This window comes from Mycobacterium sp. WUMAC-067, assembly GCF_020217485.1.
Taxonomy (GTDB): domain Bacteria; phylum Actinomycetota; class Actinomycetes; order Mycobacteriales; family Mycobacteriaceae; genus Mycobacterium.
On sequence record NZ_JAEKMI010000043.1, the window covers coordinates 1 to 19099 of the forward strand.

The 19099-nt window shown below is 69.1% G+C and carries 16 protein-coding genes; 9 read left to right on the forward strand and 7 right to left on the reverse strand.

The window, feature by feature from the left end; genetic code table 11:
• Nucleotides 1-1135, forward strand: a 1135-nt coding sequence (locus JF781_RS22395; protein WP_225330672.1) for a mammalian cell entry protein, incomplete at its 5' end; no start/stop codon positions are given.
• Between the two features lie 195 nt (nucleotides 1136-1330).
• On the opposite strand, the gene JF781_RS22400 is transcribed toward JF781_RS22395, so the two are convergent.
• Entirely contained in the window at nucleotides 1331-1789 is a 459-nt protein-coding gene (locus JF781_RS22400) for a PPOX class F420-dependent oxidoreductase (RefSeq protein ID WP_225329708.1), read from the reverse strand.
• A 60-nt stretch (nucleotides 1790-1849) separates the two neighbouring features.
• Between JF781_RS22400 and JF781_RS22405 the strand changes: the two genes are divergently transcribed.
• Nucleotides 1850-2248, forward strand: a complete 399-nt coding sequence (locus JF781_RS22405; protein ID WP_225329707.1) for a helix-turn-helix domain-containing protein — start codon at nucleotides 1850-1852, stop codon at nucleotides 2246-2248.
• Here JF781_RS22405 and JF781_RS22410 read toward each other — a convergent pair.
• The gene (locus JF781_RS22410) at nucleotides 2245-3090 is read right to left on the reverse strand and encodes a class I SAM-dependent methyltransferase (protein ID WP_225329706.1); all 846 of its coding nucleotides are present in this window, start codon (nucleotides 3088-3090) and stop codon (nucleotides 2245-2247) included. The two genes, JF781_RS22405 and JF781_RS22410, sit on opposite strands and share 4 nt — an antisense overlap.
• A 100-nt stretch (nucleotides 3091-3190) precedes the next feature.
• Between JF781_RS22410 and fadD11 the strand changes: the two genes are divergently transcribed.
• From fadD11 to JF781_RS22440, 6 genes are all read left to right on the forward strand, one after another.
• Nucleotides 3191-5014: a fatty acid--CoA ligase FadD11 gene (fadD11, locus tag JF781_RS22415; protein ID WP_225329705.1), complete on the forward strand. Its 1824-nt coding sequence runs from the start codon at nucleotides 3191-3193 to the stop codon at nucleotides 5012-5014.
• Nucleotides 5011-6903, forward strand: a complete 1893-nt coding sequence (locus JF781_RS22420; protein ID WP_225329704.1) for a lysophospholipid acyltransferase — start codon at nucleotides 5011-5013, stop codon at nucleotides 6901-6903. Before fadD11 ends, JF781_RS22420 begins: the two co-directional genes overlap by 4 nt.
• A gap of 88 nt (nucleotides 6904-6991) precedes the next feature.
• Nucleotides 6992-7777, forward strand: coding sequence for a DUF6065 family protein (locus tag JF781_RS22425; protein ID WP_225329703.1), 786 nt, complete (start codon nucleotides 6992-6994; stop codon nucleotides 7775-7777).
• Nucleotides 7778-7857: 80 nt separating this feature from the next.
• Nucleotides 7858-8295, forward strand: coding sequence for a nitroreductase family deazaflavin-dependent oxidoreductase (locus tag JF781_RS22430; protein WP_225329702.1), 438 nt, complete (start codon nucleotides 7858-7860; stop codon nucleotides 8293-8295).
• A 38-nt stretch (nucleotides 8296-8333) separates the two neighbouring features.
• The gene (gene ilvA, locus JF781_RS22435; protein WP_225329701.1) at nucleotides 8334-9626 is read left to right on the forward strand and encodes a threonine ammonia-lyase; all 1293 of its coding nucleotides are present in this window, start codon (nucleotides 8334-8336) and stop codon (nucleotides 9624-9626) included.
• Nucleotides 9627-9641: 15 nt separating this feature from the next.
• Nucleotides 9642-10547 carry a phosphatase PAP2 family protein gene (locus JF781_RS22440; RefSeq protein ID WP_225329700.1) on the forward strand — a complete coding sequence of 302 codons (906 nt, stop codon included), beginning with the start codon at nucleotides 9642-9644 and terminating at the stop codon, nucleotides 10545-10547.
• A gap of 1 nt (nucleotide 10548) precedes the next feature.
• Here the strand turns inward: JF781_RS22440 and JF781_RS22445 are convergent, their stop codons facing one another.
• Entirely contained in the window at nucleotides 10549-11220 is a 672-nt protein-coding gene (locus tag JF781_RS22445) for a pyridoxamine 5'-phosphate oxidase family protein (protein WP_225329699.1), read from the reverse strand.
• A gap of 40 nt (nucleotides 11221-11260) precedes the next feature.
• On the opposite strand from JF781_RS22445, the gene JF781_RS22450 reads away from it, so the two are divergent.
• Complete coding sequence (locus JF781_RS22450) at nucleotides 11261-12589, forward strand: aminotransferase class I/II-fold pyridoxal phosphate-dependent enzyme (RefSeq protein WP_225329698.1); 1329 nt, start codon at nucleotides 11261-11263, stop codon at nucleotides 12587-12589.
• A 9-nt stretch (nucleotides 12590-12598) separates the two neighbouring features.
• Here the strand turns inward: JF781_RS22450 and JF781_RS22455 are convergent, their stop codons facing one another.
• From JF781_RS22455 to glgX, 4 genes are read right to left on the reverse strand one after another with little or no spacing between them, the layout of a single operon-like run.
• Nucleotides 12599-12763 carry a hypothetical protein gene (locus JF781_RS22455; RefSeq protein ID WP_225329697.1) on the reverse strand — a complete coding sequence of 55 codons (165 nt, stop codon included), beginning with the start codon at nucleotides 12761-12763 and terminating at the stop codon, nucleotides 12599-12601.
• A 37-nt stretch (nucleotides 12764-12800) separates the two neighbouring features.
• Entirely contained in the window at nucleotides 12801-14552 is a 1752-nt protein-coding gene (gene treZ, locus JF781_RS22460) for a malto-oligosyltrehalose trehalohydrolase (RefSeq protein ID WP_225329696.1), read from the reverse strand.
• Nucleotides 14545-16866, reverse strand: a complete 2322-nt coding sequence (treY, locus tag JF781_RS22465; RefSeq protein WP_225329695.1) for a malto-oligosyltrehalose synthase — start codon at nucleotides 16864-16866, stop codon at nucleotides 14545-14547. The genes treZ and treY overlap by 8 nt, the downstream gene beginning before the upstream one ends.
• A 3-nt stretch (nucleotides 16867-16869) precedes the next feature.
• Complete coding sequence (glgX, locus tag JF781_RS22470) at nucleotides 16870-19065, reverse strand: glycogen debranching protein GlgX (RefSeq protein WP_225329694.1); 2196 nt, start codon at nucleotides 19063-19065, stop codon at nucleotides 16870-16872.
• Nucleotides 19066-19099: the final 34 nt, after the last annotated feature.

Sequence of the window (19099 nt, forward strand, 5' to 3'; positions counted from 1 at the left end):
ACGTCTGATCCAGTCAGCGCGGCTATTAGCCGACGCGGCCAATGCCCACGGTGACGATATCGCGGGCCTGATTGATCAAGTCGGACCGTTCCTTGATACTCAGATCCGCAGCGGCGACGCGATCAGAAGACTTGCCGACGGCGCGGCCCGCTTCACCGGACATGTCCGAGGGGCTGCCCCACAAATCAGTAACCTGCTCCAGATCGTGCCCGAGGTGGCCCCCCAGGTCGGCGACACAATGCGAGACATCCGCCCGGACTTCCCGATGCTGGCCGCCAATCTCGCAAACTTCGGCCGCATCGGTGTCATCTACAGAAAGTCGCTCGAACAGGTGCTGGTGATCTTTCCCGCGATGACAGCCGTCTTGCTCACTATCGCTCAACAGGTTCCCTTCGACGAAGGTGCGCGCGCCGACTTCAAGCTTGCCCTCCAGGATCCGCCGCCGTGCAGTGTGGGGTTCATCCCCGCGCCGCTGATTCGCTCGCCCGCCGACGAAACGGTCCGGGACATTCCAGGCGACATGTATTGCAAAGTGCCGCAGAGCGACCCAGTTGTTGTCCGAGGCGCCCGCAATTACCCGTGCCAGGAATTTCCCGGCAAACGTGCACCGACGATTCAGCTGTGTCGCGACCCGAAGGGCTACGTGCCCATCGGCCGTAATGCGTGGCGCGGGCCTCCGGTACCCCTTGACACGCCCGTACCGAATCCCAGGAACACCTTGCCGCCCAACAAGTTCCCGCTCATACCCCCTGGCGCCGACTATGACCCGGGGCCACCGGTCGTCCAACTTCCACCCGGTGTGCCTACGGGGCCGGGGCCGGCGCCGATCGCGCCGTTTCCGTTGCAAGTACCGCCCGTGGGCGGCCCGCCACCGCCGCCACTGCCTTTTAGCCCACCGCCTGACCGGGTTGTGCCGCCCTATGGACAGCGTCCGGACCCGGTTCCGACCAACGTGCCTGGACCGCCACCATCGCCGGCGCCACAGGCTCAGGGTCCCATGGGCGTCACCTATGACCCCAGCTCCGGCAAATTCCTCGACCCCAGCGGTGAGGTGGGGATCTTTGCCGCGGGAGCATCCAAACTACGTCCGGCCGAGACGTGGCTCGACATGATGATGTGCCCGACGCAGGAATAACGCGGGCCCACTGGCACGCCAGCGCCCCGATACCACCGAGGCGCAATGCCTTTCGGCGGCACGCCTCGTCCCCGCTGACGCGCCGCACATGGTGGCCTGGCGAAGGGCCATCCAGGGTTCACCATTTTCCCATGAGGGTGCCGATGTACAGCGTCGACGGCGCGTCGTCGTACAAACGCGCACGCTCGCAAACGCTCAGGTGAGCTCCACCCGCACGATGACGCTGTCCGGCCACACCGCGCGGTCGCGGGCGCGCCGCAGCTTCTCGCGCACGCACAGATCCTGGTGCACGTTGGTCACGCCCGGGACCTTGATCAGCGGCACGACGTTCCACTGCCAGCCGTAGCGCCGGTGCAGCACGCGGTTCGCGCGCTCGGCGTCGGCGCCGGACAGGACGGTGGCGCGGCCGGCCAGCCAGGACGGTGCGCCCGCCCGCACCCGGCCGCGGTAATCGCAGGCCGCCAGTTCGACGTCGCCGCGCGCGGCCAGCCGCCGCGTCTTCGGGCCCACCTTCGTTCGGAACAGCAACCCGCCGGCGTCGAACGCGAACCAGATCGGGGTGTCGACGGGGGTGCCGTCGCGGCGGAAGGACCGGAGCAGGGCGTAGCGGGAACCGTCCAGGTCCGCTCGTGAGGGGCGTGAGGGGATAGCCATAACCACAGTCAAGGACTTAGAGTTGGCTCTAAGTCAAGCATCGGATCCTCGGGAGGCGCGATGGCCGGAGGCCGCACCATCGGAGAGATCTCCCGCGAAACCGGGGTCGCCGCGACGACGCTGCGCTACTACGAGCAGATCGGCCTGGTGCCCGAGCCGACGCGGCGGGGAGGTCAGCGCCGCTACGACGACTCGATTCTGTCCCGGCTCGAGGTGATCGCGCTGTGCAAGTCCGCGGGCTTCTCGCTCGACGAAATCCAGCTCCTGTTCGCCGACGACGCGCCGGGCCGGCCGGCCAGCCGCGCCCTCGCCGAGGCGAAACTCGCCGAGATCGACGCCCAGCTGGAGTCGCTGGCCCGGGCCCGGGCCGTCATCGAGTGGGGGATGCGCTGCACCTGCCCCTCAATAGACGCCTGCACCTGCGGCATTCACACCGCACGACCGGCCGGAGCCGGCTAGAACCGGTAACGGAGTATCCGCGCTTTACGGGCAGACGCTTTGAACTTTCCGGACACCTTGGTAGCCAACCGAATCCAGCCCGGAAACAACTCGACCTCAGGAGCGTGCGCCAGGCTGGATTCTTCGACCAGCGTCAACCGCGGATTCCACGTCTGCGGCACCCGCGCGTCTTTGAAGCCCGGATAGCCCCACTGCGCACCGACCTGGCTGAACATCTGCTGTGGAGCCAGCTTGATCGCAAGCCGGCTGAACCAACCGATGTGCCCGTAGTCGTTGAAGGCCAGCTCCCCGGAGTTGAAGTGCTCGGTGATGCGACGGAAGACGCCGACGATCACCGGCTCGGACAAGAACGCGAACAGCCCGTCCGCGATGACCATGGTCGGCCGATCGCCGGGGATCGTGTGCGGCCAGCTCTCGTCGGCCACCGATGCAACGATCGAGTGAGCCTGCCGGCTCGTCGGCAGCAACTTGTCGCGCAACGCGATGACACCCGGCAGGTCGACGCTGTACCAGTCCACCGTGGCGGGCGGGGCGACCCGAAACAGGCCCGTGTCCAAACCGGCGCCGAGGTCCACGACGACCGCATCGGGATGGGCGGCAGTGAAAACCCGGACCCGCTCGTCGAGCATCTTGGCGCGCAGGGCCGACTGGCACACCACGCTCCTGGTGATGCCGAGCGCGGCGAAGTCGTAGTCGATCTTGCGGACGGTGTCGTCGGCGAGCGTGTCGCCCAGGATGGGCCGTGGCCAACGGCTGTCGAGCGCTCGCGCGTACTGGGTCAGCAACGCGGTCTGCTCCAGTGGGGAAAGCTCGTGTGCGTCAAAACCCGGATCGGACGGCATGATCGACAACGTACTCGGTGGCCTGAGCGGCGTCGTTGCCGCACCGAAGACTTCGGCCAATGTATTCCGTGCCCGCTGACCACCGACGTACGCTACGGAAATGACGACAGCCGCGCATCCGGCCACCCTGTGCGAGGCGTTCCAGCGCACCGCCGCGATCGACCCGGATGCCGTCGCGCTCCGCACACCCGGCGACACCCAGACGTTGACGTGGCGAGACCTCGCGACGCAGGTGCGCCAGGTCGCCGCCGGGCTGGCGGGTCTGGGGCTGCGGCGGGGCGACACGGTATCGCTGATGATGGCCAACCGGATCGAGTTCTACCCATTCGAAATCGGCGCCCAACACCTCGGCGCCACATCGTTTTCGGTGTACAACACGTTGCCGGCCGAGCAGCTGACGTATCTGTTCGACAATGCCGGTACCAAGGTCGCCATCTGCGAGGCGCAGTACGTGGACCGCATCCGCGCCAGCGGCGCACCCATCGAGCACATCGTCTGCATCGACGGTTCGCCGCCCGGCACCCTTTCGGTAAACGACCTTTATGCCGCCGCGCAGGAGGACTTCGACTTCGAATCCACCTGGCGGGCGGTGCAACTCGGCGACGTCGCCACCCTCATCTACACCTCCGGGACCACCGGAAACCCCAAGGGCGTGGAGATGACCCACGCCAACCTGCTGTTCGAGTCGTACGGCTTGGACACCGTTCTCGGCAGCCGGTTCGGGGATCGGACCACGTCGTACCTCCCCCCGGCGCACATCGCGGACCGGATGATGGCCCTGTATTCCCTGGAGGTGTTCGGGGCCCAGGTCACCGTGGTCGACGACCCGCGCGCCATCGCCGCCGCGCTGGCCGACGTGCGGCCCACCGTCTGGGCGGCGGTGCCGCGGATATGGGAAAAGCTCAAGGCGGGAATCGAATTCACCATCGCCAGCGAGACGGACGACGTCAGGCGCCAGGCGCTGCAGTGGGCGATGTCGGTGGCCGCCCGGCGCGCCGACGTCCTGGTGGCCGGTGCGGCGATGCCGGACGAGCTGGCCGCCGAATGGGCCAAGGCCGACGAGCTGGTGTTGTCGAAGCTGCGCGAGCGGCTGGGCTTCGGCGAACTGCGTTGGGCGGTATCGGGAGCGGCGCCCATCCCGCGGGAGACGCTGGCGTTTTTTGCCGGGATCGGGATCCCGATCTGCGAGGTCTGGGGCATGTCGGAGCTGAGTTGCGCTGCCAGCGTGGCGCATCCGAAGGACACGCGGCTGGGCTCCGTCGGCAAGCTGCTCCCCGGGCTGGAGGGCAAGATCGCCGACGACGGCGAGTTTCTGGTGCGCGGCCCGCTGGTGATGAAGGGCTACCGCAAGGAACCGGCGAAGACGGCCGAGGCCATCGACGCCGACGGGTGGCTGCACACCGGCGACATTCTCGAGGCCGACGCGCAGGGCTATCTGCGGGTGGTGGACCGGAAGAAGGAATTGATCATCAACGCGGCCGGAAAGAACATGTCGCCGGCCAACATCGAGAACGCCATCCTGGCCGCGTGCCCGATGGTCGGGGTGATGATCACCATCGGCGACGGGCGGCCCTACAACACCGCGCTGATGGTCTTCGACGCCGACTCTGTTGGCCCGTATGCCGCCCAACACGGACTGCCCGACGCGTCACCCGCCGCGCTGGCGGCCGACCCGGAGGTCGTCGCCCAGATCGCCGCCGGGGTGGCGGCGGGCAACGCGAAACTGTCGCGGGTGGAACAGATCAAGCGGTTCCGCATCCTGCCGACGCTGTGGGAGCCCGGTGGCGACGAGATCACGCTGACGATGAAGCTCAAGCGCAAGCCCATCATGACGAAGTACGCCGACGAGATCGAACAGCTCTACGCCCGTGACCCGCACCCGGAGGTGCACGAGCCCTCCGACGCCGCAACGGTGCCGGCATGATCGGCGGGCCGGCGGGCAGCGCCCGGGAGCTCGGCCGCGTCGGCATGCGAAAGTTGTTGCAGCGCACCGGGTTCATCGAGGAGTCGACGACACCGCTGGCGACCGACCCCGCCGAGGTCGCCCAATTGCTGGGCGCCCCATGGTATGACGAGCGGCTGAGCAAGCTGGCCGACGACCTCGGCCGCGATCTTCCCGCCGTGCGCGCCGAGGCCGCGTCCTACCTGCGGGAGATGGCGCCCTCGCTGGACGAGCGGGCGGTGCGCGCCTGGCGCAGCTTCAGTTGCTGGCTGATGCGGGCCTACGACGTGCTGGTCGACGAGGATCAGATCGCCCAGCTGCGCAAACTGGACCGCAAAGCCACTCTGGCGTTTGCCTTTTCGCATCGCTCGTATCTGGACGGGCTGTTGTTGCCCGAGGTGATCCAGGCCAACCGGCTCTCGCCGGCGCTCACGTTCGGCGGCGCCAACCTGAACTTCTTCCCGATGGGCGCCTGGGCCAAGCGCACCGGGACAATCTTCATCCGGCGCCAGACCAAAGACATTCCCGTCTACCGCTTCGTCTTGCGCGCGTATGCCGCGCAGCTGGTGCAAGACCACGCCAACATGACGTGGTCCATCGAGGGCGGCCGGACCAGGACGGGCAAGCTGCGGCCGCCGGTGTTCGGGATCTTGCGCTACATCGCCGATGCCGTCGACGAAATCGACGGTCCCGAGGTGTATTTGGTGCCGACGTCGATCGTGTACGACCAGCTGCACGAGGTGGAAGCCATGACCACCGAGGCCTACGGCGCGACGAAGCGGCCCGAAGATTTTCGCTTCCTGATCCGATTGGCGCGCCAGCAGGGTGAGCGGCTCGGCCGCGCCTACCTCGACTTCGGTGAACCGCTGCCGCTGCGCAAGCGCCTCGAGGAGCTGCGCGCAGAGGAGTCCGGCGCCAGCACCGAGATCGAACGCATCGCGCTGGACGTCGAGCACCGGATCAACCGCGCCACGCCGGTCACCCCGACCGCGGTGGTGAGCCTCGCGCTGCTGGGCGCCGACCGCTCACTGTCCATCAGCGAGGTGCTGGCGACCGTGCGGCCGCTGGCGAGCTACATCGCGGCGCGCAACTGGACGGTTGCCGGGGCCGCCGACCTGACGAACCGCTCCACCATCCGCTGGACCCTGCACCAGTTGGTCGCCTCCGGCGTCGTCAGCGTGTACGACGCCGGCACCGAACCGGTCTGGGGCATCGGGGCCGAGCAGCACCTGGTGGCGGCGTTCTACCGCAACGCGGCCATTCACATCGTCGTCGACCGCGCGATCGCCGAGACCGCGCTGCTGGCCGCCGTCGAAGACGCCGAGGGCTCGGTGGAGGGTCTGGTCCAGCCGACGGCTGTGCGCGATGAGGCGCTGCGCCTGCGCGAGCTGCTGAAATTCGAGTTTCTGTTCTCGGCGCGCGCGCAGTTCGAGAAGGAACTCGCCGACGAGGTGCGCCTGATTGGGCGGGTGGAAGACACCCGCAAGGCGGCCCGCGCGGCCGATGTGCGCGGTCTGCTGGAAAAGGCCGACGTCCTGCTGGCGCACCTCGTGCTGCGCCCCTTCCTCGACGCCTACCACATCGTCGCCGACCGGCTCGCCGCCTACGACGACGAATCGTTCGACGAGGACGCGTTTCTCGCGGAGTGTCTCGAGGTCGGCAAGCAGTGGGAGCTGCAGCGCAGGATCGCCAGCGCCGAGTCGCGGTCGATGGAGTTGTTCAAGACGGCGCTGCGCTTGGCCCGGCATCGCGAGTTGGTCGACGGCGTCGCGGAGCCGGACATCGCCCGACGCCGGCGCGAGTTCGCCGACGAGATCGCCACCGCAGTCCGGCGCGTCAACACCATCGCGGAGCTGGCCAGAACGCGATAGTCGAAGTTTTCGCGCGGCGCCGGGGTTCACGGACCGTTAACGTTTGGTCGCGATAGTGCGTGGGCCCTATCGGTGAAGCGAGGATCTGATGAGTGAGAAGTCCGCCGGGCAGGCCCGCCCGCTGATCGGGTACATCACCCATGAGATCGCGCCGCAGATCACCCCCGCGCCGATCGGGCGGACGTGGATGTCGGAGATGCGTCAGGGCTGGCCCCACCGGTGCCTGCCGATGCTCATCGCCAATCAGAGCGGCTGGGAAGTGCGCAACCGCAACGCGTTTACCGCGACGTGGATGGGCGGGGACGACCGCACCAGCCTGATGATCGCGCCCGACACCCGCGAGAGCGGCCAGTTCCTGCCCTCCAGCCACTTCGGCTACGGCATCTTGACCTGGCATCTGCCGATGCTGTTTCGCACCCCGCCGGGCTACAACCTGTTGGTGCGCGGGCCCGCGAATCACCCGAAGGACGCCATCTCCGCGTTGGAAGGAATCGTCGAAACCGACTGGTCCACTTCGAGTTTCAGCATGAACTGGAAATTCACCCGAGAATTCATGCCGGTGCGGTTCGAGGTCGACGAGCCGATCTGCATGATCGTTCCGCAGCGCCGGGCCGAGCTGGAAGAGTTCGTGCCCGAGCTCAGGCCCATCGAGTCCGACGAAGAACTGCACCGCAAGCACGAGTTCTTCCTGGGCTCACGCGGCGCGCTGGGACGCGAGCAGGAGGAGGCCGACGGCCCCGCCGGCGAGCGGGTGCCGTGGCAGGGCGATTACACCCGGGGCAGGCACGCCGACGGCGAGTCCGGGGCGGACGACCACCAGACGCGGCGCCGCCTTCGTCCGTTCGACGCGCCCCAACCCGAGCAGCCGCACTAGCGGGGGACCCCGCGCGGCGCTCCCGCCGGCGCGACCGATGTGGCAAAAGCGCCCCGCGCGCCGCGCTTAAACTTGGTCACATGCCGCTTTCCGGAGAGTACGAGCCGTCGCCCTGGGATTGGTCCCGCGAGCAAGCCGACAAGTACGCCGAGTCGGGGGGAGCCGAGGCCGCCGACATGAAGGGCAAGCCGATCATCCTGCTGACCACCGTCGGCGCCAAGACCGGCAAACTCCGCAGGACACCGCTGATGCGGGTCGAGCACGACGGCCAGTACGCCGTCGTCGCCTCGCTCGGCGGGGCGCCGAAAAACCCGGTCTGGTACCACAACATCAAGAAGAACCCCCGGGTGGAGTTGCAGGATGGCTCGGTCACCCGCGACTACGACGCCCGGGAGGTCTTCGGCGACGAGAAGGCCACCTGGTGGGAGCGGGCCGTCGAGGCCTGGCCGGACTACGCCGAGTACCAGACCAAGACCGACCGCCAGATCCCGGTGTTCGTGCTGACCCCGGTCGGCTGAATTCCGGAGTTGGCCAGCTGGCATGGCACCATTGATCAGTGTCCGCTGAATTGAGCCGTCCCCCGAGCGTCGCGTCGCTGCGTCTCGTTTCCGGGGCTGACATCGACACCGCGGCCAAGCGGATCGCGGCCGTCGTGACGCCGACCCCGTTGCAGTTCAGCGACCGGCTGTCGGCCATCACCGGCGCGCAGGTCTATCTCAAGCGCGAGGACCTGCAGATCGTCCGGTCCTACAAGCTGCGCGGCGCCTATAACCTGCTGGTCCAGTTGTCGGAGACGGAGCTGGCCGCGGGTGTGGTGTGCTCGTCGGCGGGCAACCACGCCCAGGGCTTCGCCTACGCGTGCCGGATGTTGCAGGTGCACGGCCGCGTCTACGTGCCCGCCAAGACGCCCATGCAAAAGCGCGACCGGATCCGCTACCACGGCGGGGAATTCATCGACCTGATCGTCGGCGGCACGACCTACGACCTTGCCGCCGAAGCCGCGCTGGCCGACGTGGAAAGCACCGGCGCCACCTTGGTGCCGCCGTATGACGACCTGCGCACCATCGCGGGCCAGGGCACCATTGCCGTCGAACTGCTCGATCAACTCGAGACCGAGCCGGATCTGGTGGTGGTCCCGGTGGGCGGCGGCGGCTGCATCGCCGGCATCACCAGCTACCTCGCCGAGCGGACCGAGAACACGTCGGTGCTCGGCGTCGAGCCGGCCGGTGCCGCGGCGATGATGGCCGCCCTGTCCGCGGGCGAGCCGGTGACGCTCGACCACGTCGACCAGTTCGTCGACGGCGCCGCGGTGCGGCGGGCCGGAGACCTGACCTACGCCGCGCTGGCGGCCGCCGGCGACATGGTGTCGATCACCGCGGTCGACGAGGGGGCGGTGTGCACCGCGATGCTCGACCTCTACCAGAACGAGGGCATCATCGCCGAACCCGCGGGCGCCCTGTCGGTGACGGGATTGCTGGACGCCGATATCGAGCCCGGGTCGACGGTGGTGTGCCTGATCTCCGGCGGCAACAACGACGTCTCGCGCTACGGCGAAGTGCTGGAGCGCTCGCTGGTCCACCTCGGCCTCAAGCACTACTTTTTGGTCGACTTCCCCCAGGAGCCCGGCGCGCTGCGCCGGTTCCTCGACGAGGTGCTCGGACCCAACGACGACATCACGCTCTTCGAGTACGTCAAGCGCAACAACCGGGAGACCGGCGAGGCGCTGGTCGGCATCCAGCTGGGATCGTCGGCCGACCTGGACGGCCTGCTGTCCCGGATGCGCGCGACGGAGCTGCACGTCGAAACCCTGAAACCCGGGTCGCCCGCCTACCGCTACCTGTTGCTCTAACCGGGGCCGCGATACATGCACGAGCCGTACGGACCGGGTGCCTCCGGTTTCGGGCTGGTCAGCGCCGCCACCATCGTGTCGCTCGTGCTGCTGGTGTGGGCGGCCATCTGGGTCGCCCGGCGCGGACGCCTGCTGCGACGGTGGTGGGACCGGGTCTCGGGCGCCGCCGTGATCGGCGAGACGTTGGCGTGGGCGCGCGACCGGATCGGCGACAGGGGGCGGGCACTGGCCCGCCGGTTGCCCGTGAGCGAGATCGCCGGCGTCGCCTTGCTGCTCGGGCTGGCCGTCGTCGTGATGCTGGCGGTCGGCTTCACCGAAGTGCTCGACGACGTGCTCGAGGGCGACGGCATCGCGGTGATCGACCACCCGGTGACCCGGTGGCTTGCGTCCCACCGTGACCTGTGGCTGACCACCGTGCTGCGGGTGATCACTCACGCGGGTGGCCCGCTTTTCCTGGCTGCGCTCGCCCTCCCGATTTCCCTCGTCGCCGGGTGGCGGTGTCGCTCGTGGCGGCCGGTGGTGCTCGCGCTGGTGTGCGGCGCCGGGGTTCCGCTGGTGCTCTTCACCGCCAAGGCGTTGGTGGGGCGCAACCGCCCGCCCCTGCCTTTCGCGCTCGTCGACGCGGACGGGTATTCGTTTCCCTCCGGACACGCGACCGGCACCGCCGCGATGATGGTCATCTCCGCGTGGCTGCTGACCCGCTGGCTGGTCCGCGGGTGGACCGGGCGCGTGGCGGTGTGGGCGATCGCGATCGGGTCGGTGTTTTGGATCGGGTTCTCGCGGGTGTATCTGGGTGTCCACTACGTCAGCGACGTGCTCTCGGGCTGGATGCTGGGCCTGGCCTGGGCGGGCGCCGTGATGCTCGTCGGAACCTGGTGGGACAACGCCCGGCGGGCGCGCGACCGGCAATCGGCGGCGTGAGTCAGCCTCGACGCCTGCCCAGGTAGGACGGCGCTGGAGTGCCGGGAGCGAGGTCGTCGGCCGGCATCGGCGTCCCGGCAGCCAGGCTCAGCGGTACCACCCCGGCCCAGTGGGGCAGCGGAAGGTCCCGCGGGTCGTCGACCGGGGGGCCGGTGCGCACCTTGGCCGACACCTCGACGAGGTCGAGCGCGAGCACCCCGGTCGCGGCGAGCTCGCGCGCGTCGGGGGCCCGGCAGTCGGCGGCGCGCCCGGGCGCGATGTGATCGAGCAGGCAGCCGAGCGCCCGCGACTTCTCCGCGGGGTCGTCGACCACGCGCGCATTCCCCACCACCACCACCGAGCGGAAGTTCACCGAGTGGTGCATCGCGGAGCGCGCCAGCACCAGCCCGTCGACCAAAGTGGCGGTGACGCACACGGGTAGGCCGGCGCCCGATGCCCCGGCCGCCTTCGCCGCCAGCAACGGGCCGCCGCCGGTCGAACCGTGCAGGTAGAGCGTCTCATCGAGTCGGGCATGCGTCGTCGGCAAGACCACCGGGCGGCCGGCGCTCAGGTAGCCCAGGTGGCAGATCAGCGCCTCGTCGAGGATGTCGTGGACGGTGCGACGGTCGTAGCGGGCGCGCTCCCGATAGCGGGTCGGGGTGGTGCGTGGCGTGGGTGAGTATGCGGTTTCCACGGAATTGCCCTCATGTTTGTTCTAGTACATAATTAATTGCGTGCCAGTACAAAACAGCATAACTGGAAGCGGCGCGGACGCCATAGCCGCCAGCATCGAAGCGGCGATCTCGGCAGGCTCTTTGGCGCCCGGCGACGCTCTGCCCCCGGTCCGCGAGCTGGCCACGCAACTCGGCGTGAACGCCAACACCGCCGCCGCGGCCTACCGCCTGCTGCGCGATCGTGGGGCGGTCGAGACCGCCGGCCGCCGGGGCACCCGGGTGCGACACCGGCCGGCGACCACCCCGCGTTCGCTGCTCGGGCTCGACGTGCCCGCGGGCGTGCGCGACCTGTCGACCGGCAACCCGAACCCCACCCTGCTGCCCATCGCGGGCGCCGCCCCTTCCGGACCGGCGCCCGCGGCGCCGGTGCTCTACGGCGAGCCGGCGATCTCGCCGGCGCTCGAGGAGTTCGCCCGCCGCGCGCTGTCCGCGGGCGGGGTGCCCGCCGAGCACCTGGCAGTGACCAGCGGCGCGCTGGATGGCATCGAACGCGCACTCACCGCGCATCTGCGTCCCGGCGATCGGGTCGCCGTCGAGGACCCGGGGTGGGCCAACCTGCTCGATCTCCTTGCCGCCCTGGGGCTTTCGGCCGAACCGGTGCGGGTGGACGACGACGGGCCGCTGGCCGCCGACCTGGCCCGGGCGCTGGGGCGCGGGGTGCGCGCGCTGGTGCTGACCGACCGCGCGCAGAACCCGACCGGCGCCGCGCTGTCGGCGGATCGGGCCGAGAGCCTGCGTCAGGTGTTGGCCCCACGGGCCGACGAGCTGCTGCTGGTCGAGGACGATCACTGCGCGGGCATCGCCGGCGTACCGCTGCACGCCCTGGCCGGCTGCACCACCCACTGGGCGTTCGTCCGCTCGGCGTCCAAGGCCTACGGCCCCGACCTGCGCGTGGCCGTCCTGGCGGGTGACCGCCGGACCATCGAGCGCGTGCATGGCCGCCTGCGGCTCGGGCCGGGCTGGGTGAGCCACTTGTTGCAGGGGCTGGCCGTCGGCCTGTGGTCCGACGACGCGGCGTCCGAGCTGGTCGCCGGCGCGGAGCGGCGCTACGCCGACCGCCGGTCGCGGCTGTGCGACGCCCTGGCCGAGCGCGGTCTGGACACGCACGGGCGTTCCGGGCTCAACGTGTGGGTTCCGGTTCCCGACGAGGCGGTCGCGATCTCGCGGCTGCTCGGCGCGGGCTGGGCGGCGGCGCCCGGCGCCCGGTTCCGCATGCAGTCGCCGGCGGGCATCCGCCTCACGATCTCGGACCTGGCGCCCGAGGAGATCGATCCACTCGCCGACGCGATCGCCCAGGCCGTGCGTCCGACCGGCCGGTCGAGCGTGTAGCCGGCCGGGTCAGGCGGTGTCGTCGTCGCCGGGCCCGGGGCCGGTCCACAACAGCTCGATGGTGGGGTTGGGCGGCGTATCGCGGCGCACGGTGCGCCGAGCGTGGGTGCCGCGGCGGGCCGGATTGTGCGAGCAAATCCGCCGCAGCTTGTGACCGAATTCAGAATGACTCATGGCCGCATCATCGGGGGCGACGCCGCGCGGCCGCCACTCAGTTATCCACAGCCCCGTCGGGCACCGCGAAGATGGCGAACGAATGGCCTTGCAGCACAGCGCCGTCGGCATCGACGGCCGGCTCCTCCCAGGCCAGCACGACGTCGCCGCCGACCGGAACCCGCACCGGCTCGGCGCCCAGGTTGCACACGATGCGCAACCGCCCGCGCGACACGGCGATCCAGCCCTGGTCCTGGTCGTAGTCGACCGTGAGGTGCTCCAGCCAGGGGTCGGCCAGGTCCGGGTCGGTGCGCCGCAACGCGATCAGGTCGCGATACAGCCCGCGCAGCCGGGCGTGCTCGCCCGTGTCGATCTCGTCCCAGTTCAGCTTGGAGCGCGCGAACGTCTCGGGATCCTGCGGGTCGGGGATCTCGTCGGCGTCCCAGCCGTGCTCGGCGAACTCGGCCTTGCGTCCTTCGGCGGTGGCCCGGGCCAGCTCCGGTTCGGGATGGGAGCTGAAGAACTGGAACGGCGTGGAGGCCGCGTATTCCTCGCCCATGAAAAGCATTGCGGTGTACGGGGTCCCGAGCGCCAAGGCGGCCTTGATGGCCAGCTGGCCGCCGGTCAGATTCTGTGAGGGGCGATCGCCCAGGGCGCGGTTGCCGACCTGGTCGTGGGTGCAGGTGTAGGCGACCAGCCGGGTGGCCGGGATGCCGGACTTCTGGGTCGTGTCCAGCGGACGGCCATGGCGGCGACGCCGGAACGACGAATACGTCGCGGCGTGAAAGAAACCGTGGCGCAGCGTCTGCGCCAGGGTGGCCAGGCTGCCGAAGTCGCCGTAGTAGCCCTGGCGCTCGCCGGACACCGCGGTGTGGATCGCGTGGTGAATGTCGTCGGCCCATTGCGCCGTCAGGCCGTAGCCGCCGCGATCGCGCGGGGTGATCAGCCGCGGGTCGTTGAGGTCACTCTCGGCGATCAGCGACAGGGGGCGCCCCAACTGCTGTGCCAGCCAATCGGTTTCGGTGGCAAGCTCCTCGAGGATATGGATGGCGGTGGTGTCCACCAGCGCGTGGACGGCGTCCAGCCGCAGGCCGTCGGCATGAAAATCGCGCATCCAGCGCAGCGCGCAACCGATGATGTAGCGGCGGACCTCGTCGGAGTCGGCGTCGGCGATGTTGATGCCCTCACCCCACGGGTTGCTCGCCGAGGACAAATACGGCCCGAACCGCGGCAGGTAGTTGCCCGACGGGCCCAGGTGGTTGAACACCGCGTCGATCAGCACGCCCAAACCCTTCGCGTGGCAGGCGTCGACGAAGCGCACCAAGGCGTCGGGGCCGCCGTACGGCTCGTGCACGCTGTACCACAGCACCCCGTCGTAACCCCAACCATGGCTGCCGGCAAAGGAATTCACCGGCATCAGCTCGACGAAGTCGACGCCGAGATCCACCAGATAGTCCAGCTTCTCGATGGCGGCGTCGAGGGTTCCCGCCCCGGTGAACGTGCCCAGGTGTAGCTCGTAGATCACCGCGCCTTCGACCGACCGGCCGGCCCACCCGGTGTCGGTCCACGCCGCGGCGGCCGGATCCCACAGCTGCGAGCGGGCGTGCACGCCCTCGGGCTGGCGCGGGGAGCGCGGGTCGGGCAGCACGGTGGGGTCGTCGTCGAGCAGGTATCCGTAGCGGGCATCCGGCGCGGCGTCCACGCTCGCATGCCACCAGCCGTCCGCGGAGGGCGTCATCGCGTGCACCCGGCCGTCGACGTCGAGCCGAACCAGCTCGGGCTTGGGTGCCCAGACCTGGAAATCAGTCATGGTGTCGCTCCAGCAGCACGACCGGCAGCTCGGCGAACAGTTGGGCCGCCGAGGTAGGCCCGTCCGCGACGGCCCCGGTGAGCGTGTCTTTCCAGGTGCCCTCGGGCAGCGGCAACACGGTGTTGCCCCAGCCGGTTTCGGCCAGTCGCACGGTCCAGCGGGTCACCGCGACCACGATGTCTCCGCCATTTGAGCCCCGGCGGAAGGCCAGCACGTGATCGCCGGCGTCGCCGTTGGCCAGCACCGGCTCGTAGCCACCGTGCAGGAAGCTGTCGGGGTGGGCGCGGCGCACGCGAAGCGCGGTGGTGACGACCCGGATCTTCGGGTGCTGCAACGCCTGCAGGGCGGCGCGCCGGGCCGCGTAATCGATGGGGCGGCGGTTGTCCGGATCGACCAGGCTGTCGTCCCACAGCTCGGTGCCCTGGTAGACGTCCGGTATCCCGGGCACGGTCAGCGCCAGCAGCTTCTGCCCCAGCGCGTCGCTGGCGGCGTGCGGATTGAGTTGCGCGACAAGCTCGGTCAGCTGGCCGGCCACGGGGCCGTCGAGCACCGTGTCCAGCCAGCGGTGTATCGCGTCCTCGAAGGCGGTGTCCGGGTCGTTCCACGAGGTGTGCCAGGCCGCCTCGCGAATGGCCTTCTCCGCGTAGCCGTGCAGCCGGCCACGAAGCTCTTCGGTGGCTTTTCCCTTTTCGGGACCGCCCACCGGCCACACGCCGAAGATGTTCTGCCACAGGAACTGTCCGGTCGCGGGGTCGGGGGAGGGGGCGTGGTTCTCCCACCGGGCGACGAACTCGGCCCACAGCGACGGCACCTGGGACAGCACCCCGATCCGGGCGCGCACGTCCTCACCGCGTTTGGTGTCATGGGTGGTCAGCGTCGTCATGGTCTGCGGCCACAACCGCGCGCGGGTGGCGGCGCTGTGGTGGAACTCCGCCGCGCCGACCCCGAAGCGGTGCGGCTCGCCGCCCACCTCGTTCAGCGAAACCAGCCGGGCGTCGCGGTAGAACAGGCAGTCCTCGACCGACTTGGCGGTGACGGCCCCGCACAGCTGCTGCAGCCGGGTGGCCGGCTCACCACCGCGGGCCAGCGCCGCGGCCAGCACCTGCAGGGCCGGCCCCAATTCCGGTGCGGCCGCCTCGGTTTCGGCCAGGGCGGTGGGCAGCAGCGCGACCAGTCCGGGGTAGTCGCTGCGGTAGACCCCGAGGTGGGTGAGCAGCGCGGCCACCGCCTGGGGCAGCAGCGGGTGATCGACGCCGGCGGCGGCCACGATGCTGCGGCGCAGCCGGCCCAGCTCGCTGGCCAATGTGTCGGTGGCCGAACGGATCTTGAGGTCGGCGAGCATGCCCGGCAACGCGTCATAGTCCAGGCCGGAGGACTCCACCAGGGCGGTCAGCGCCGGGGCGCCCTGCGGATCCAGGAAGACGCCGCCGATTTCGCGCAGCACGTCGTAACCCGTGGTGCCGCCGACCGGCAGCGTGGGCTCGAGGGCCTCGTCGACGGCCAGGATCTTCTCGATCACGATCCAGGCCTGTGGGCCGACCAACGCGCGCAACCACGCCAGGTATCCGCACGGATCGGACAGACCGTCGGGGTGATCGATGCGCACCCCGTCGACGAGCCCCTCGGCGAACCAGCGACCGACTTCGGCGTGGGTGGCGTCGAAGACCGCGCGGTCTTCCTGGCGCAGTCCCGCCAGCGAGGTGATCGAGAAGAACCGGCGGTAGCCGCACACGCCGTTGCGCCAGCCCACCAGCCGGTAGTGCTGACGATCGTGCACCTCGGGGCCGGTGCCCCCGGCGGTGCCGGGCGCGATCGGTAGCGCGAGATCGCCGAGCCGCAACAGGGCCCCGTCGACGGTCAGGTCGGCGACGTCGTCGTCGGAGCCCAGCACCGGCAGCACGATGCGGCCATCCTGGTCGAGGTCCCAGTCGATGTCGAAAAACGTTGCGTAGGGCGAAGAACGGCCGTTCTGCAGGACGTCCCACCACCACGGGTTCTGTCGGGGCTGGTCGATTCCGACGTGGTTGGGCACGATGTCGACGACCAGGCCGAGGCCACGCGCGCGGGCCGCCGCCGACAGCCGGGCCAGGCCGTCACGGCCGCCCAGCTCGGGGGACACGGTCGTGGGGTCGGTGACGTCGTAGCCGTGGCTCGACCCGGTGGTCGCGGTCATGATCGGGGACAGGTAGAGGTGCGTCACCCCGAGGTCGTCGAGGTAGTCCAGCAGGTTTTCCGCGTCGGCGAAGGTGAACGCGGACCCGCTCGATTCACCACGCAGCTGCAGCCGATAGGTGGACAGGATGGGTAAATCCATGCGTCACAGCGTCTTACGCAAGATGAGCAGCGAGCGTGAGGGCAGCGACACCTTCTCTTCGGCGGTCACCACGTGGTCGCCCCCCTCTTTGAGGCCCGTCGGTTCGTTGGTGTCCAGTTCCACGGTCCACTCTTTCGCGTAGTCGTCGGGGGGCATCGAGAACTCCACCGGATCCTCGCCGGCGTTGAAGCACAACAGGAATGAGTCGTCGACCACCCGCTCCCCGCGGGCGTTCGGCGCGGTGATGGCGTCACCGTTGAGAAAGACGGCCACGCACTTGTGAAAACTCTCGCCCCAGTCCTCGCGCGTCATCTCGCGGCTACTCGGATTCAGCCAGGCGATGTCGCGCACCTCGTCGCCGCTTCGGATCGGTTCGCCCTCGAAGAACCGGCGCCGGCGGAACACCGGATGGTGCTTGCGCAAGGCGCTCACCCTGCGTGCGAACGTTAGCAGGTCGGAATTCTTGTCGACCAAAGACCAGTCCATCCAAGAGATTTCGGAATCCTGGCAGTACACGTTGTTGTTGCCGTTCTGGGTGCGGCCGACCTCGTCGCCGTGGGCGATCATCGGCGTGCCCTGGCTGACCATCAGCGTCGCCCAGAAGTTGCGCATCTGGCGGTAGCGCAGCTCGGTGATGTCGGGATCGTCGGTGGGGCCTTCGACACCGCAGTTCCACGAGCGGTTGTGGCTTTCCCCGTCCCGGTTGTCCTCCCCGTTGGCCATGTTGTGTTTTTCGTTGTAGGACACCAGGTCGTTGAGCGTGAAGCCGTCGTGCGCCGTGACGAAGTTGATGCTGGCGCTGGGGCGCCGGCCGGTCGCCTCGTACAGGTCCGACGACCCGGTCAGCCGGGAGGCGAACTCACCCAGGGTTGCGGGCTCGCCCCGCCAGTAATCGCGCACAGTATCGCGATACTTCCCGTTCCACTCGGTCCACAAACCCGGGAAGTTTCCGACTTGGTAGCCGCCCTCGCCTACATCCCACGGCTCGGCGATCAGTTTGACCTGGCTGACGATCGGATCCTGCTGCACCAGATCGAAGAACGCGCTCAACCGGTCGACGTCGTGCAGTTCGCGGGCCAGGGTGGCGGCCAGGTCGAAGCGGAAGCCGTCGACGTGCATCTCGGACACCCAGTAGCGCAGCGAGTCCATGATCAGTTGCAGCACGTGCGGGTGGCGCGGGTTGAGGCTGTTGCCGGTGCCGGTGTAGTCCTTGTACAGCCGCAGGTCGTTGTCGACGAGCCGGTAGTACGCGGCGTTGTCGATGCCGCGGAAGTTGATGGTCGGGCCCAGGTGGTTGCCCTCGGCGGTGTGGTTGTAGACCACGTCGAGGATCACCTCGATGCCCGCCTCGTGGAAGCTGCGCACCATGGACTTGAACTCGGCGACGCTGGAGTTGCGGTTGGCGGCGTATTGGTTGTGCGGGGCGAAGAACCCGAAGGTGTTGTAGCCCCAGTAGTTTCGCAATCCGAGGTCCAGCAGTCGCGAGTCGTGCATGAACTGGTGGACCGGCATCAGCTCGATGGCGGTGACGCTGAGCGACTTGAGATGGTCGATGATCGCCGGGTGGGCCAGGCCGGCGTAGGTGCCCCGCAGCTCCTCGGGGACGCTGGGGTGGTTCTGGGTCATGCCCTTGACATGCGCCTCGTAGATGACGGTTTCGTGGTACGGGGTCAGCGGGGCGCGGTCGGATCCCCAGTCGAAGAAGGGGTTGCTGACCACGCTGGTCATGGTGTGGCCCAGCGAGTCGACCATGGGGGGAGTTCCCGGGTCGGCCCCGTCGGCGTCGTCGCCGTCGACGGCCTTCATGTCGTAGGAGAACAGCGCCTGGCCGAACGTGAAATCGCCGTGAAAGGCCTTGCCGTACGGGTCGAGCAACAACTTGCTGGGGTCGCAGCGGTGACCGGCCGCCGGGTCGAAGGGGCCGTAGACGCGAAACCCGTAGCGCTGGCCCGGGTTGATGTTCGGCAGATAGGCGTGCCAGACGTATCCGTCCACCTCCTCCAAGGGAATTCGCGACTCGCCGCCCCCGTGGTCGATCAGGCACAGTTCGACCTTCTCGGCGATTTCGGAGAACAGGGAGAAGTTGGTCCCGGCGCCGTCGTAGGACGCCCCGAGCGGATACGGGTTTCCCGGCCAGACGGTGGCGAGTTTGGGTTGTTGGTGACCGCCTGGTTCTGAAGCGGAATTGTTGGTGGACACGTTTCGACCTTATCCGCGCCGCGGGGTGCTCACG